Annotated in this window: 14 protein-coding genes; 6 read left to right on the top strand and 8 right to left on the bottom strand. The window is 62.7% G+C overall.

The window, feature by feature from the left end:
* Nucleotides 1-3: 3 nt before the first annotated feature.
* Together ACVWVY_RS08910 and ACVWVY_RS08905 are read right to left on the bottom strand one after the other, a co-directional pair.
* Nucleotides 4-822 (bottom strand): alpha/beta fold hydrolase, encoded by an 819-nt coding sequence (locus ACVWVY_RS08910; protein WP_456626029.1) that lies wholly within the window; start codon nucleotides 820-822, stop codon nucleotides 4-6.
* A gap of 77 nt (nucleotides 823-899) precedes the next feature.
* On the bottom strand, nucleotides 900-2,447 hold the full coding sequence (locus tag ACVWVY_RS08905) for a benzoate-CoA ligase family protein (protein ID WP_456626028.1): 1,548 nt from the start codon (nucleotides 2,445-2,447) through the stop codon (nucleotides 900-902).
* 125 nt (nucleotides 2,448-2,572) lie between these two features.
* On the opposite strand from ACVWVY_RS08905, the gene ACVWVY_RS08900 reads away from it, so the two are divergent.
* From ACVWVY_RS08900 to ACVWVY_RS08885, 4 genes are all read left to right on the top strand, one after another.
* Entirely contained in the window at nucleotides 2,573-3,478 is a 906-nt protein-coding gene (locus ACVWVY_RS08900) for a helix-turn-helix transcriptional regulator (RefSeq protein ID WP_456626027.1), read from the top strand.
* Nucleotides 3,479-3,620: 142 nt separating this feature from the next.
* Nucleotides 3,621-3,980: a PilZ domain-containing protein gene (locus ACVWVY_RS08895; protein ID WP_456626026.1), complete on the top strand. Its 360-nt coding sequence runs from the start codon at nucleotides 3,621-3,623 to the stop codon at nucleotides 3,978-3,980.
* A 6-nt stretch (nucleotides 3,981-3,986) separates the two neighbouring features.
* Complete coding sequence (locus ACVWVY_RS08890) at nucleotides 3,987-4,217, top strand: hypothetical protein (RefSeq protein ID WP_456626025.1); 231 nt, start codon at nucleotides 3,987-3,989, stop codon at nucleotides 4,215-4,217.
* Between the two features lie 255 nt (nucleotides 4,218-4,472).
* Complete coding sequence (locus ACVWVY_RS08885) at nucleotides 4,473-4,955, top strand: GNAT family N-acetyltransferase (protein ID WP_456626024.1); 483 nt, start codon at nucleotides 4,473-4,475, stop codon at nucleotides 4,953-4,955.
* A gap of 15 nt (nucleotides 4,956-4,970) precedes the next feature.
* On the opposite strand, the gene ACVWVY_RS08880 is transcribed toward ACVWVY_RS08885, so the two are convergent.
* Together ACVWVY_RS08880 and ACVWVY_RS08875 are read right to left on the bottom strand one after the other, a co-directional pair.
* A complete protein-coding gene (locus ACVWVY_RS08880; protein ID WP_456626023.1) occupies nucleotides 4,971-5,372 on the bottom strand; it encodes a GNAT family N-acetyltransferase in 402 nt (133 codons plus the stop codon).
* A gap of 90 nt (nucleotides 5,373-5,462) precedes the next feature.
* Nucleotides 5,463-6,254, bottom strand: coding sequence for an IclR family transcriptional regulator domain-containing protein (locus ACVWVY_RS08875; protein WP_456626022.1), 792 nt, complete (start codon nucleotides 6,252-6,254; stop codon nucleotides 5,463-5,465).
* Between the two features lie 96 nt (nucleotides 6,255-6,350).
* On the opposite strand from ACVWVY_RS08875, the gene ACVWVY_RS08870 reads away from it, so the two are divergent.
* Nucleotides 6,351-7,709 (top strand): aromatic ring-hydroxylating dioxygenase subunit alpha, encoded by a 1,359-nt coding sequence (locus ACVWVY_RS08870; RefSeq protein ID WP_456626021.1) that lies wholly within the window; start codon nucleotides 6,351-6,353, stop codon nucleotides 7,707-7,709.
* Between the two features lie 142 nt (nucleotides 7,710-7,851).
* On the top strand, nucleotides 7,852-9,288 hold the full coding sequence (locus ACVWVY_RS08865; RefSeq protein ID WP_456626020.1) for a glutamine synthetase family protein: 1,437 nt from the start codon (nucleotides 7,852-7,854) through the stop codon (nucleotides 9,286-9,288).
* 241 nt (nucleotides 9,289-9,529) lie between these two features.
* On the opposite strand, the gene ACVWVY_RS08860 is transcribed toward ACVWVY_RS08865, so the two are convergent.
* From ACVWVY_RS08860 to ACVWVY_RS08845, 4 genes are read right to left on the bottom strand one after another with little or no spacing between them, the layout of a single operon-like run.
* On the bottom strand, nucleotides 9,530-10,258 hold the full coding sequence (locus tag ACVWVY_RS08860) for an ABC transporter ATP-binding protein (RefSeq protein WP_456626019.1): 729 nt from the start codon (nucleotides 10,256-10,258) through the stop codon (nucleotides 9,530-9,532).
* Nucleotides 10,251-11,018 carry an ABC transporter ATP-binding protein gene (locus tag ACVWVY_RS08855; RefSeq protein ID WP_456626018.1) on the bottom strand — a complete coding sequence of 256 codons (768 nt, stop codon included), beginning with the start codon at nucleotides 11,016-11,018 and terminating at the stop codon, nucleotides 10,251-10,253. Before ACVWVY_RS08855 ends, ACVWVY_RS08860 begins: the two co-directional genes overlap by 8 nt.
* On the bottom strand, nucleotides 11,011-11,958 hold the full coding sequence (locus tag ACVWVY_RS08850) for a branched-chain amino acid ABC transporter permease (RefSeq protein ID WP_456626017.1): 948 nt from the start codon (nucleotides 11,956-11,958) through the stop codon (nucleotides 11,011-11,013). Before ACVWVY_RS08850 ends, ACVWVY_RS08855 begins: the two co-directional genes overlap by 8 nt.
* On the bottom strand, nucleotides 11,955-12,872 hold the full coding sequence (locus ACVWVY_RS08845; RefSeq protein ID WP_456626016.1) for a branched-chain amino acid ABC transporter permease: 918 nt from the start codon (nucleotides 12,870-12,872) through the stop codon (nucleotides 11,955-11,957). The genes ACVWVY_RS08850 and ACVWVY_RS08845 overlap by 4 nt, the downstream gene beginning before the upstream one ends.
* Nucleotides 12,873-12,955: the final 83 nt, after the last annotated feature.

Here is a 12,955-nt window from a genome sequence, read left to right as displayed (position 1 = left end):
GCGTTACGCGGCCCGTCCCTGCGAGCCGTCATCGACGTGCAACACCGCGTTTGCGAATTCCGAGATCGCATCCAGCGTCGCCCCCGGGGCTTCACGATGCGGCTGATGTCCCGCTCCCGGGATAACCGTCACATCGACCGGACAGTAGCACTCTTCCTGCGCGATCTCGACCTGCCGCATCGTCCCATACTGGTCGTCCACACCCTGCAGGATCGCCACCGGTACGCGAATATAGGCGAGGTATTCGGAAATATCCCAGCTGCGGAAGTCAGGATCGAGCCAGGCGCCGTTCCAGCCATAGAAGGCGTTGTCGACATCCCTGTGCCAGCGCGAAAGCTTTCCCTTCAGATTCGTGGTCTCGTAGGTGTTCCTTATCTGCGCAATCGAGGCCACCGAAATATCCTCGACGACGAAATGCGGGGCGATCAACGCGAGGCCCTCGACGCGGTGGTCCTGATGGGAGCCGGTATAGATCGTCGCGATCGAGGCGCCATCGGAATGGCCGAGCAGGAGGCCGCGGCGAAAGCCGATCTTGTCGAGCAGCTTTGGCAATACGTCGAGCGCCTCGACATGCATGTAGTCGAGCGGCCGCGGCAGTTTCACCGGTGTCGATGCACCGTAGCCCGCGCGCGAATAGACGAACACGCCGGCGCCGGTCGCGGCCTGAAGCTGATCCGGAAAGTCTCCCCACAGCCTGGTCGATCCAAGGCCTTCATGCAGCATCACGATGGTGGGCGCATTCTCGGGCGACGGGCCGATCATGCGGTATTCGAGATGGGAGCTGCCGACGGTGAGGAAGCCCGAGGAGGAAAGGGTGGTCATGTCGCAAGCTTTCCGAAGTGATCCAGACGTCGCATCCTCAAGCTCGTCGTCCCCGCGAACGCAGGGACGACGAGTGATTACGATGCGCCTTCCCGCAACTTGAACCGTTGAATCTTCCCCGTCGCCGTCTTCGGCAGACTGTCCACCACGTCGATCCAGCGCGGATATTTCCACGGACCGATCTTCTGCTTGACGTGCTCCTTCAGCGCCTCATGCAGGCCGTCGGTTTTGGTATCGGCGCGCAGCACGACGAAGGCTTTCGGCTTCAGCAATCCTTCCGGATCGGCCTCGGGCACGACGGCGGCTTCGAGCACGGCCGGGTGGGTGATCAGCGCGCTCTCGACCTCGAACGGCGAGACCCAGATGCCGGAGACCTTGAACATGTCGTCGGAACGGCCGCAGAAGGTGTAGCGACCCTCGGCGTCGCGGACATATTTATCGCCGGTGTAGGTCCAGTGGCCCTGAAACGTCTGGCGGCTCTTGCTGCGCTGGTTCCAGTATCCCTCGGCCGCCGAGGGCGCCTCGACCAGCAATTCACCGACTTCGCCGTCGGGCACTTCGCTGCCTGCTTCATTGACCAGCCGCACCCTGTAGCCGGGCACCGGACGGCCGGACGAGCCGTATTTGATGTCGTCGGGGGCGTTGGAAAGAAAGATGTGCAACAGTTCGGTCGAGCCGACCCCGTCGAGAATGTCGGCGCCGAAGCGCGCCTTCCAGGCGTTGCCGACCGATTCCGGCAGCGCTTCGCCGGCCGAGGTGCAGATGCGCAGCCGCGTGCCGGCGCGCGCGTTCTTTTGCGTCTCGTCATTGAGCATCGAGGCAAACAATGTCGGAACACCGTAGAAGATGGTCGGGTTATACCTGTTCAACAGCTCGAACATCCGCGCCGGCGTCGGGCGGTCGGCGTTGAGGACGGTTGAGGCACCGACCGACATCGGGAACGTCAGCGCGTTGCCGAGTCCATAGGCAAAGAACAATTTTGCCGCAGACAGGCAGACATCGTTCTCGCGGATGCCAAGCACCTGGCTGGCATAGGTGTCCGCGGTCGCCTGCAGGCTGGAATGCAGATGCCGCACGCCCTTGGGCATGCCGGTGGACCCGGACGAATAGAGCCAGAAGGCCGGCTCCTCGGCGTGGGTCGGCACGGTCGCAAAGGACTCGTCCTCCTTTGCGAGCTCGTCAGAGAGCTCCTTGTGGCCGAACGCGTTGCTGCCGGACACCACGACATGTTCGAGATCGGGCATCCGCCCGACGATGTCCTTGACGACGGGATACAGCGCCTCGGACACGAACAACACGCGCGCGCGGCTGTCGGCCAGCACATAGGCATATTGATCCGACGTCAGCAGCGTGTTGAGCGGCACCGGCACGATGCCGGCGCGAATCGCGCCGAGAAAGACGGAAGGAAAGTCTGTCGTGTCGAGCATGATCATCGCCACGCGCTCTTCGCGGCGGACGCCGAGCCGGCGCAGCATGTTGGCTGTGCGGCAGCTCTGTTTCTGCAGGTCGCCATAGGTGAGTTCGGAGACCGTATCGGTAAAGGCGAGCTTGGCCCCGCGGCCCTCGTCGACATTGCGGTCGAGCAGCCAGGTCACCGCATTATACGAACCGGACACGCCGCTCACGACGCTTCTCCCCTGGTTTTAAGAATTATAATTCATACAAAGACACCGGCAGCGCTTGCTGTCAATCCTCATCGGCATTATGTTTCCGAAAACCATTCACCCGCAGCTAAAGCTGAACGAGGGAAATGACCGAGGCCAGCGACCCCGAAACCGGCTTTCTCGAGCAGCTTGGCCAGCGTGTGCGCACCATGCGTGCCCTTCGCGGCATGTCGCGCAAGGTGCTCGCGAAAGTATCGGGAATTTCCGAGCGCTATATCGCGCAGCTCGAAAGCGGCAAGGGCAATGTCTCGATCGTGCTGCTGCGGCGCGTGTCGAACGCGATGGGCGCGCATCTGGAAGACCTCATTCCCGCAACCGAGCCGGCGCTCGACTGGGCCGTGATCCGCGACCTCTTGCGCAAGGCGACGCCCGCCCAGATTGCGCAGGCCAAGGACGCGCTTGCCGGCGGCGGCATGTCGGCGCAGCGGCGGATCTCGTTCTCCGGCATCGCCTTGATCGGCCTGCGCGGCGCCGGCAAATCCACGCTCGGCAAGATGCTGGCGAAGAAAATCGGCTGGAAGTTCGTCGAGCTCAACAAGGAGGTCGAGGCGCAAAACGGATTATCCGTCGCCGAGATCATCGCGCTCTACGGCCAGGAAGGCTTTCGCCGCATGGAGCAGGCGGCGCTGACGCAACTATTGGCGCGCAAGGAATTGATGGTGCTGGCGACCGGCGGCGGCATCGTGTCCGAGCCATTGACCTTCGACCTGATCCTGTCGTCGTTCTACACCATCTGGCTCAAGGCCGAGCCCGAAGAGCACATGGCCCGCGTACGCGGCCAGGGCGATTTGCGCCCGATGGCCGATGACCGCTCGGCGATGGCGGAGCTGCGCAACATCCTGGCCAGCCGCGAGCCGCTTTATGCGCGGGCCTCCGCCGTGGTCGATACCGCGGGGCTTTCGGTCGACGCCGCCGCCACGCGTCTTGTGGATGCGGTGGCGCCGGTGCTGCACGACAAGCACGCGTTCGGGCTGCGCAGCGCGGTCTCCTGATCTCCTTACGATAGCGACACCAGCTATGGGGGCGAATTTCGCCCCTGCAACCGCACGGCCGCAGTTAACCACCACACGAGTTCCGTGCAGCAATACACCCTTTAATTGTGTTACCAAATCCTTAATCGAATGGAGAAGAAGCATGCTGGAGCGCCGTCGACACCAGAGAAACCGCGTCTATTACGGCGGAATGGTCGCGTTCAACGCTCGCAACTCGACGCTCGACTGCGTCGTGCGCAATTTCAGCCAACGCGGCGCAAAGATCGAATTTGAAAATTCGACCATGTTGCCCGACCGGGTCGATTTCGAGATCGAGCGCAGGAGTCTCTCGTGCCGGGCCAAACTCGTCTGGCGCGATCAGAACGCGGCCGGCCTGTTGTTTTCGGATGTGCAAGAGACAAGCGACGTCATTCCGCTGGACCTGGCGCGCAAGCTGCGCGCGACCGAACGGGCAAACCGGAGGCTGCAGTCGCGCCTCGATCAGCTTCTATCCGAACTCTAGGGTCGCATGAGCACGGTTGAAGGCGAAGGCGCCGCCATCCTTGCCGTAGCCAGCGCGCCGAAAGTCCGGCGGCGACGGCTGCGTTCGATATTGCTGGCCTTGCTGGCGCAGTACACGATCGTCTCGATGATCGTCGGCCTGTCGGTCGCCGGCATCCTTCGCTATGTCGTGACCCCGCAGATCGTCGCCAGGTTCGAAGCGATCGAAGCCGCGCTCAAGCGCTTGCCCTCGCCATAGCCTGATCAGATATCGGTGATCCGGCAGACTTCCTCGTGCGTTCATGGGCCCGCCCGAAAAATTGTTTCACGACGCCGTAATTACCGGTTCCCGCGGATCGAACTGTTCGCGATACTGATCGCCACCGCCGTGCCGCGGCCCGATTGCCTCAAGCTGGATACCGGGGTGAATCCGGCTGATGTGACCGCGCGGGAGATCGTCCAACATTTCGGGCTGAACGTTCCGGCATAACAGGCCGTCGTCCACGGTGAAGACATGAAAATCGAAATCGCATCCAGATCGGACATCCCAACGATGATGCGCATCGAGCGCGGCGAGGGCTATGCGCGCCTCGTCGGCCGGTGGGAAGCCGAGCAGCACTCCGCGGCAATCGACAGTCCGTCCTGCAGATATTATCTGGCGCGCGAGGGAGACGATATTGCAGGATTTGCGATCCTGCAGAATGTCGGAAGCGAGAATCAATGCCTGCGGCTCCGCCGTATCGCCGTACAGGATGCCGGGCGCGGCACCGGATCGCGCCTGCTGCGCGCTCTCCTGAAAATCTGCTTCGACGATCTGGGCGCGCATCGCGTCGAGCTGTTCGTATTCGAAGACAACGAACGGGCCCATCGCGCCTATCTGAAGAACGGATTCGTCGAGGAAGGCATCGTCCGCGACATACACCGGGATGCGGAGGGCACCTTCCGGTCCATGCGCCTGATGTCCGTACTCAAACCGGAATGGCAGCGCCCGCGGTAGCCGATCGATCTGCCACTATCCGAGCTTTGCAAAGGCGAGAGCATGCTGAATGCTTCCCGTATCTGTCGGAAGTTCGTTCCGGCCAAGAGGCAAGGCCATCCAATGCGGCCCGGCATAAGGTGAGATAAAGCCGCTCGCCTTGCCGGCATCGAATCCAAAACGCCGATAGAAGGCCAGATCGCCGAGGACGAAAATTCCGAGCCACCCGGCGGCCTCGCTGCGGGCGATCCCTTCACGGATCACCCGGCTGCCAACACCCATCCGCTGGCGGTCCGGCAGCACCGCGACCGGGCCGAGCGCCAGCGCCGGAAACGGCGCCTTCAGCCGCGAGAACATGGCATGGCCAGTGACGGTTTTGCCGTCAACAGCGATCAGCGAGAAAACGGAATCGCCTGCGGCACGTAGATCGTCGACCAAGTCCGCTTCGGCGGATTGGAGGAATGCGGCCTCTTCAACGAAACGGATCCCAGCAATGTTGCCTGGCGATACAGATCGGATAGTCATTCGTCAAACCAGCATCGACTTCACCGAGGCCGACGCCTCGCGCAGGCGGGGCAGGAAGCGTTCGACCATCTCGGCTGATGACACGCGGTCGACATGCGCGCCCATGTTGATGGCCGCGACGGTGACGCCGTCATACCGGTGGATTGGCACGGAGATCGAGCGGAAGCCCGGCTCGGCTTCGCGATCGACCAGCGAATAGCCCTTCGCACGATCGGCGACGATCGTCTTCAACAACAGTTTTTTGTCGGTCACCGTGAACGGCGTCAGCGGCGCGAGATCCATCGCGTTGAGCGCTTTCGCCAGTTCGTCGTCGGACAATCGCGACAGCAGCACGCGGCCGACCGAGGTGCAGAAGGCAGGCAGCCGGTAGCCGATGTCGATGCCGGCGGAAAATATCCGCGTCGGGCTGGCGCGGGCGATGAAGACGACATCGTTGCCATCGAGGATCGCCATCGACGAAATTTCCTGCGCCTCGCCCGACAGCCGGTCGAGCGCCGGCTGCAGCACCGAGACCACATGGTTGGAAGCAAGATAGCTGGAGGCCAGCACAAGCACGCGCGGCATCAGGCGGAACAGCTTGCCGTCGGTGGCGACGAAGCCGGCGCGTTCGAGCGTGAAGAGAATCCGCCGCGCGGTCGCGCGCGGCAGGTCGGCGGCCTTGGCGAGGTCGCTCAGCGTCATGGGCTGCTGGCTGCCGCCGAACACCTCGAGCACGCGCAGGCCGCGATCGAGGCTTTCGATGAAATCGGTCGCGCCGCGGTTGCCTGCGTCGCCTGCGCGCTTAAGCTTCGGCATCGCTGCCTCCATAATCCGCTTGCCTAACGGCGAGCCTACGTTAAAATCGCACAGAAGTTCAATAGGCGAACAAATGGATATGCGGAGATCCTCGCCATGATGAGCCAGGAAGCGAACGACCTGATTACCCGCACCGGCCGAAAAGATCCTTGCGGCAAGCTGATGCGGATGTATTGGCAGCCGGCCGCGCTGGTCGACGAGCTGCAGGGGCCGCGGCCGGTGCGCCCCATCAAGCTGCTCGGCGAGAATCTCGTGCTGTTTCGCGACGAGGAAGGCCGCTACGGCCTGATCGACCGCCACTGCGCGCATCGCGGCGCCGACCTCGCCTTCGGCCGTCTGGAAAACGGCGGGCTGCGCTGTGCCTTCCATGGCTGGCTGTTCGATGTAAGCGGCCAATGCCTGGAAACGCCCGCGGAGCCAAAAGACTCCAAGCTGTGCCAGGGCATCAAGCAGCGCTCCTATCCCGTGGTCGAGAAGAGCGGCATCCTCTGGGCTTATCTCGGCGAAGGCGAACCGCCGGCGTTTCCCGAGATCGACTGTTTCGTCGCGCCCGACAGCCATACCTTTGCGTTCAAGGGCCACATCAATTGCAACTGGCTGCAGGCGCTGGAAGTCGGCATCGATCCGGCGCACGCCTCGTTCCTGCATCGCTTCTTCGAGGACGAGGATACTTCCACTGCCTACGGCAAGCAGTTCCGCGGCGCCTCCGCCGGAAGCGACATGCCGATGACGAAGATCTTGCGCGAATACGACAACCCGATCATCAACGTCGAGCACACCGAATACGGGCTGCGGCTGATCGCGCTGCGCGAAATCGACGAGGAGCGCACCCATGTGCGGGTCACCAACCAGCTTTTCCCGCACGGCTTCGTCATTCCGATGAGCCAGGAGATGACGATCACGCAGTGGCACGTGCCGGTCGATGACGAGAACTGCTACTGGTACGCGATCTTCACCAGCTACACGGCGCCGGTCGACAAGCAGAAGATGCGCGACCAGCGGCTCGAATTGTACGAGCTGCCGGATTACAAATCGCGCAAGAACAAGAGCAACGATTACGGTTTCGATCCGCACGAACAGGCGTCCGAGACCTACACCGGCATGGGGACCGACATCAACGTCCACGACCAGTGGGCGGTGGAATCGATGGGCGCGATCCAGGACCGCACCAACGAGCATCTCGGCACCTCGGACAAGGCGATCGTGCAGTATCGCCGCCTGCTGCGGCAGGAGATCGAAAAGGTCGTCGGCGGCGAAAAGCCGTTCATGTTCTTGGACAGTGCGCATGCGCGCAGCATCCAGGGCCCGGCCACGATGGACGGCATCGGGCCGACGCGCGGCTGGGAAATCTACTGGATGGAAATCGACGTAAAACGCCGCCGCGGCGCGCCATGGGCAGCGCCCGTGCCGAGCGAGATTGCTGGCAAGATCCGGCATTTGTCGGCGGCGGAGTGATGGCTCCCTCCCCGTCATTGCGAGCGCAGCGAAGCAATCCATCGCGCCGCATGTGGAAAAATGGATTGCTTCGTCGCTGCGCTTCCTTGCGCAAACGCTTCGCGTTTGTCGCAGGCAATGACGGCTATTGCGGAGCAACGCGTTGAGTTTCGTCGAACGTCACGGGCTGTGGTCGAAAGAGCAGCAGGAGGCCGCCGGCCGCCTGCGCAAGATCGTCGAAGAGAAAAATCTCGAAGTCATCAGGCTTTCATTCCCCGACCAGCACGGCATCCTCCGCGGCAAGACGCTGGTCGCGAGCGAAGCAATTGCGTCGCTCGAAAGCGGCTGCTCCATCACCACCACGATGCTGGCCAAGGACACCTCGCACAAGACGGTGTTTCCGGTGTTCACGGCCGGCGGCGGTTTTGGCATGAAGGAGATGGAGGGCGCTGCCGACGTGTCGATGGTGCCTGATACGACGACGTTCCGCGTGCTGCCCTGGGCGCCCACCACAGGATGGCTGCTCTGCGACCTCTATTTCAGCGACGGCCGCCCGGTGCCGTTCGCCACGCGCCATCTCTATCGCAAGGTGCTCGATCAACTGGGAAGCCGCGGTTACGATTTCGTCGCGGGGCTTGAGGTCGAATTCCACCTCTTCAAGCTCGAAGATGCGCACATGACGCCGGAAGATGCCGGCCAGCCTGGACGTCCGCCATCCGTCAGCCTGCTGTCGCACGGCTATCAATACCTGACCGAGCAGCGCTACGACCAGATGGAGCCGGCGCTGGAAATCATCCGGCGCGACGTGCTCGCGCTCGGCCTGCCGCTGCGGTCGGTGGAGGTCGAGTTCGGCCCGAGCCAGTGCGAATTCACTTTTGCGCCGACCAAGGGGCTGACACCCGCCGACAACATGGTGCTGTTTCGGAGCGCCGTGAAGCAGATCGCCCGCCGCCACGGTTATCATGCCACCTTCATGTGCCGGCCGAAATTGCCAAACGTGTTCGCTTCCGGCTGGCACCTGCATCAATCGATCGTCTCTCGCACCAGCGGCGAGAACGCCTTCATGGCGAAAGATGGCGACGAGCCGCTGAGCCCGTTCGGCCGTTTCTATCTCGCAGGGCTGCTGGAGCACGCCCGCGCTTCCACCGTGTTCACAACGCCGACCATCAACGGCTACAAGCGCTACCGCTCCTACTCACTGGCGCCGGACCGTGCGATCTGGGGCCGTGACAACCGCGGCGTCATGATCCGCGTGCTCGGCGGCCCCGGCGACGCCGCAACGCGCCTGGAAAACCGGATCGGCGAGCCCGCGGCGAACCCCTATCTCTACATGGCGTCGCAAATTCTCTCAGGGCTTGATGGCGTCGACCGCAAGCTCGATCCGGGGCCGTCGGCGGATACGCCGTACGAAACCAAGGCCTCGCTGCTGCCGAAGAGCCTGCGCGAGGCGGTGTTCACGCTGCAGGAGGACCCGTTCTTCCGGCAGGCGCTGGGCGCGGAGTTCGTGGATTATTACGTCCACATCAAGAACGCCGAGATCGAGCGGTTTCAGGCTGAAGTGTCGGACTGGGAGCACCGCGAATATTTCGAGATGTTTTGAGCGGGGGCGCTCCGCTCTCTCAACTCGTCATTGCGAGGAGCGCAGCGACGAAGCAATCCATGCCTCAGCAAGCGGAAAGATGGATTGCTCCGCTACGCTCGCAATGACGGCGGACCCACTGCCGTCAAAATTTCGGAATCGTAGGGTGGGCAAAGCGAAGCGTGCCCACCATTCCCCAGCGCGCTCGGTGAAAGATGGTGGGCACGTCGCTTTGCTCCTCTGCCCACCCTACGGAGATAGCTTAAATCCCCAGATACCGGTGCTGCAAATCCGGCTCCGCAATCAACTGCTCGCTCGTCCCGGTCCATACCGTCCGGCCGCGCTCGATGATGTAGTGGCGGTCGGCGATGCGGGAGAGGTTGGCGACGTTCTTGTCGATGACGAGCACCGATTGTCCGCGGCCTTTCAGCATCGACAGGCAGTTCCAGATTTCCTCGCGGATCAGGGGCGCGAGGCCTTCGGTGGCTTCGTCCAGAATAAGAAGTTTGGGATTGGTCATCAGCGCGCGGCCGATCGCCAGCATCTGCTGCTCGCCGCCCGAGAGCGTGACGCCCATGTTGCTGCTGCGCTCGGCGAGCCGCGGAAACAGCGCGTGGATCTTGTCGATGGTCCAGGGATCGGGATTGCCCAGGCGGTTGCCCGAGGCTGCGACCAGATTTTCGTATACCGTCAGGTTCGGAAAGATCTGGCGGCCTTCCGGCACCAGGCCGATGCCGAGTTTTGCGATTTTGTACGACGGCAGGCTGCGCACTTTCTCGCCTGCGAAGCGGATCGTGCCTGCGCGAGCCGGTGTCATGCCCATGATGGAGCGGATCGTCGTGGTCTTGCCCATGCCGTTACGGCCCATCAGGGCGACCATCTCGCCGGATTGGACCTTCAACGAAAGCCCGAACAGCACCTGGCTGAGACCGTAGCAGGTCTCGATCCCGTCGATTTCAAGCAAGGTTTCAGCCGTTTTGGTTTCAACCATGGCTGGTCACCGCATGCTGTTCGCCGAGATAGGCGCGCTTGACTTCCTCGTTGTTCCTGATGGCGTCGGGATCGCCTGACGCGATGACGCGGCCATAGACCAGCACGGTGATGCGGTCGGCGAGCGCGAACACGGCTTCCATGTCGTGTTCGACCAGCACGATGGTGACTTCCTTCCGCAGCTCCTTGAGCAGCGCCACCATACGCGCAGATTCGGTGACGCCGAGGCCGGCCATCGGCTCGTCCAGCAGCAGCAATTGCGGTTTTGTCGCGAGCGCTACCGCGAGCTCGAGCTCGCGCTGCTCGCCGTGGCTCAGTTCGGACACCGGCACGTCGGCGCGTTTCGCAAGTCCTACCCGGGTCAGCGCGGCCTGCGCCGCGTCGCGCAGATGCTTCTCCTTGCGAGCCGCGCCCCAGAAGCGGAACGAGTGTCCATCATGCGCCTGCGCCGCGATCGCAACGTTATCGATCGCGGTAAAATCCTTCAGCAGCGACGTGATCTGGAACGATCGCGCCAACCCAAGCCGGCTGCGTTGATAGGCCGGCACCCCGGTGACGTCGCGACCGGCGAAGTGAATCGCGCCGGAATTCGGCATCAGCTGCCCGGTCAACTGGCTGATCAGCGTGGTCTTGCCGGCGCCGTTAGGACCGATGATGGCGTGCAGTTCGCCCGGCAGGACGTCGAGCGACAGATTGTCGGTGGCCTTGATGCCACCAAAGCTGCGGACCAGGTTTTCAACGCGGAGCAAGGGATCAGCCACGGCTCAACCTCCCCAGCAAACCCATGATGCCGCCGCGCGCGAACAGCACGATCAGCAGCAACAGCGGACCCATGATCAGCGCCCAGTATTCGGTAAACTGCGACAACAGCTCTTCCAGCAGCAGGAACACGATAGTGCCGATGACCGGGCCGAACAGCGAGCCCATGCCGCCGAACACCACCATCACCATGAGTTCGCCGGAGCGGGTCCAGTACATTCCGGCCGGGCTGACGAAGTCGGTGTTGTTCGCCAGCAGCGCGCCGGCAAGCCCGCAGATGGTGCCGGAGATGACGAAGCAGACAAGACGATATCTGTTGGCATGATAGCCGATCGCCTGCATGCGCTGCTCGTTGGAGCGAATGCCCTGCACCACCATGCCGAACCGCGAATTGATGATGCGCCAGATCAGATAGATGCCGCCGAACAGGCAGCCGAGGCAGAGGTAATAGAACTGCACGCGGTTCGACAGGTCGATCAGGCCGCCGAAAGTGCTGCGCTTGTAGATGGTGAGGCCGTCGTCGCCGCCATAGCGCGAGAGACCCGAGGTGACGTAATAGGCCATCTGGGCAAAAGCGAGCGTGATCATGATGAAATAGACGCCGCGGGTGCGGAGCGACAGCGCGCCGATCACGAGCGCATACAGCGCCGACGCCGCGAGCGCCACCGGCCACTGGATGAAACCGGAGCCGATGCCTTCAAAGGCGAGGATGCCCACCGCATAGCCGCCGATGCCGAGATAGGCGGCGTGGCCAAAACTCATCATGCCGCCATAGCCCATGATGAGATTGAGGCTTGCGGCGGCGAGCGCAAAGATGACGATGCGGGTGAACAGCGTCAGGATGAAGATGTTGCCGGTCAGTGCGGAATAGACCGGCAAAAGCGCGAGGCCAAGCACGACGAGCGCCACGACGACGTTGCGGACGTTGATATGAGATTTCATCGCTTGGCGGCCGGAAACAGCCCCTCCGGCCGCACGACGAGCACAATCGCCATCAGCAGATAGATCAGCATCGAGGACAAGGCAGGCGCCGCGGTGGAGGCTGCGGAAGAACTCAACACCATGCGCAGCAGATCCGGCAGGAAGGCGCGGCCGAGCGTGTCGATCATGCCGACAAAGATCGCGGCCAGGAACGCGCCGCGGATCGAGCCGATGCCGCCGATCACGATGATGACGAAGGCGAGAATCAGGATGTTCTCGCCCATGCCGATCTGCACCGTGAGGATCGGCGCCTGCATCAGCCCGGCGAGGCCGGCGAGCGCGGCGCCAAGCCCGAACACCAGCGTGAACAGCAGCTTGATGTTGATGCCGAGCGCCCCGATCATTTCGCGGTTCGAGGCGCCGGCGCGGATCAACATGCCGATACGGGTCCGCATCACGACGACATACAGCATTGCTGCGACCGCGAGCGCGACCACGATGATCGACAGCCGATAGGCCGGGTAGAACACGCCGGGGATGATCTGCACCGGCACCGTCAACCAGGCCGGCAGCGGCAGCGCGAGGCCGGCTGGCCCCCAGATCAGCCGCACCGCGTCGTTGAAAAACAGAATCAGCCCGAACGTCGCCAGCACCTGATCGAGATGATCGCGGCCATAGAGGTGCCGGAGCGCGATGAATTCGAGCGCGATGCCGAGCAGCAACGTGGCGCCGAGCGCCAGCAGGATGCCGAGCACAAAACTGTTCGTCCAGGCCACGAAGGTGGCGGCGAAATAGGCGCCCATCATGTAGAGCGAGCCGTGCGCCAGATTGACAAAATCCATGATGCCGAACACCAGCGTCAAGCCGGCTGCCAGCAGGAACAGCAGCAGGCCAAACTGCAGGCCGTTCAGCGATTGTTCTACGAGGACGAGCATGAATGCCTTGGACTCTGGGCCGCCTAACAAAACAGCGGCAGCGCGTCGGCGCCGCCGCTTATTTTTATTGGCGCATGATCATT

This window comes from Bradyrhizobium sp. URHC0002, from assembly GCF_054059515.1.
Note: the sequence above shows the minus strand (reverse complement) of the source record. Positions and strands in the feature narration are given on the sequence as shown.

Bases quoted from the DNA above. Each gene is read 5' to 3' on its own strand.
- ACVWVY_RS08910 (WP_456626029.1), bottom strand. From the start codon at position 822: ATGACCACCCTTTCCTCCTCGGGCTTCCTCACCGTCGGCAGCTCCCAT.
- ACVWVY_RS08900 (WP_456626027.1), top strand. From the start codon at position 2,573: ATGACCGAGGCCAGCGACCCCGAAACCGGCTTTCTCGAGCAGCTTGGC.
- ACVWVY_RS08895 (WP_456626026.1), top strand. From the start codon at position 3,621: ATGCTGGAGCGCCGTCGACACCAGAGAAACCGCGTCTATTACGGCGGA.
- ACVWVY_RS08890 (WP_456626025.1), top strand. From the start codon at position 3,987: ATGAGCACGGTTGAAGGCGAAGGCGCCGCCATCCTTGCCGTAGCCAGC.
- ACVWVY_RS08885 (WP_456626024.1), top strand. From the start codon at position 4,473: ATGAAAATCGAAATCGCATCCAGATCGGACATCCCAACGATGATGCGC.
- ACVWVY_RS08875 (WP_456626022.1), bottom strand. From the start codon at position 6,254: ATGCCGAAGCTTAAGCGCGCAGGCGACGCAGGCAACCGCGGCGCGACC.
- ACVWVY_RS08870 (WP_456626021.1), top strand. From the start codon at position 6,351: ATGATGAGCCAGGAAGCGAACGACCTGATTACCCGCACCGGCCGAAAA.
- ACVWVY_RS08860 (WP_456626019.1), bottom strand. From the start codon at position 10,258: ATGGTTGAAACCAAAACGGCTGAAACCTTGCTTGAAATCGACGGGATC.
- ACVWVY_RS08850 (WP_456626017.1), bottom strand. From the start codon at position 11,958: ATGAAATCTCATATCAACGTCCGCAACGTCGTCGTGGCGCTCGTCGTG.
- ACVWVY_RS08845 (WP_456626016.1), bottom strand. From the start codon at position 12,872: ATGCTCGTCCTCGTAGAACAATCGCTGAACGGCCTGCAGTTTGGCCTG.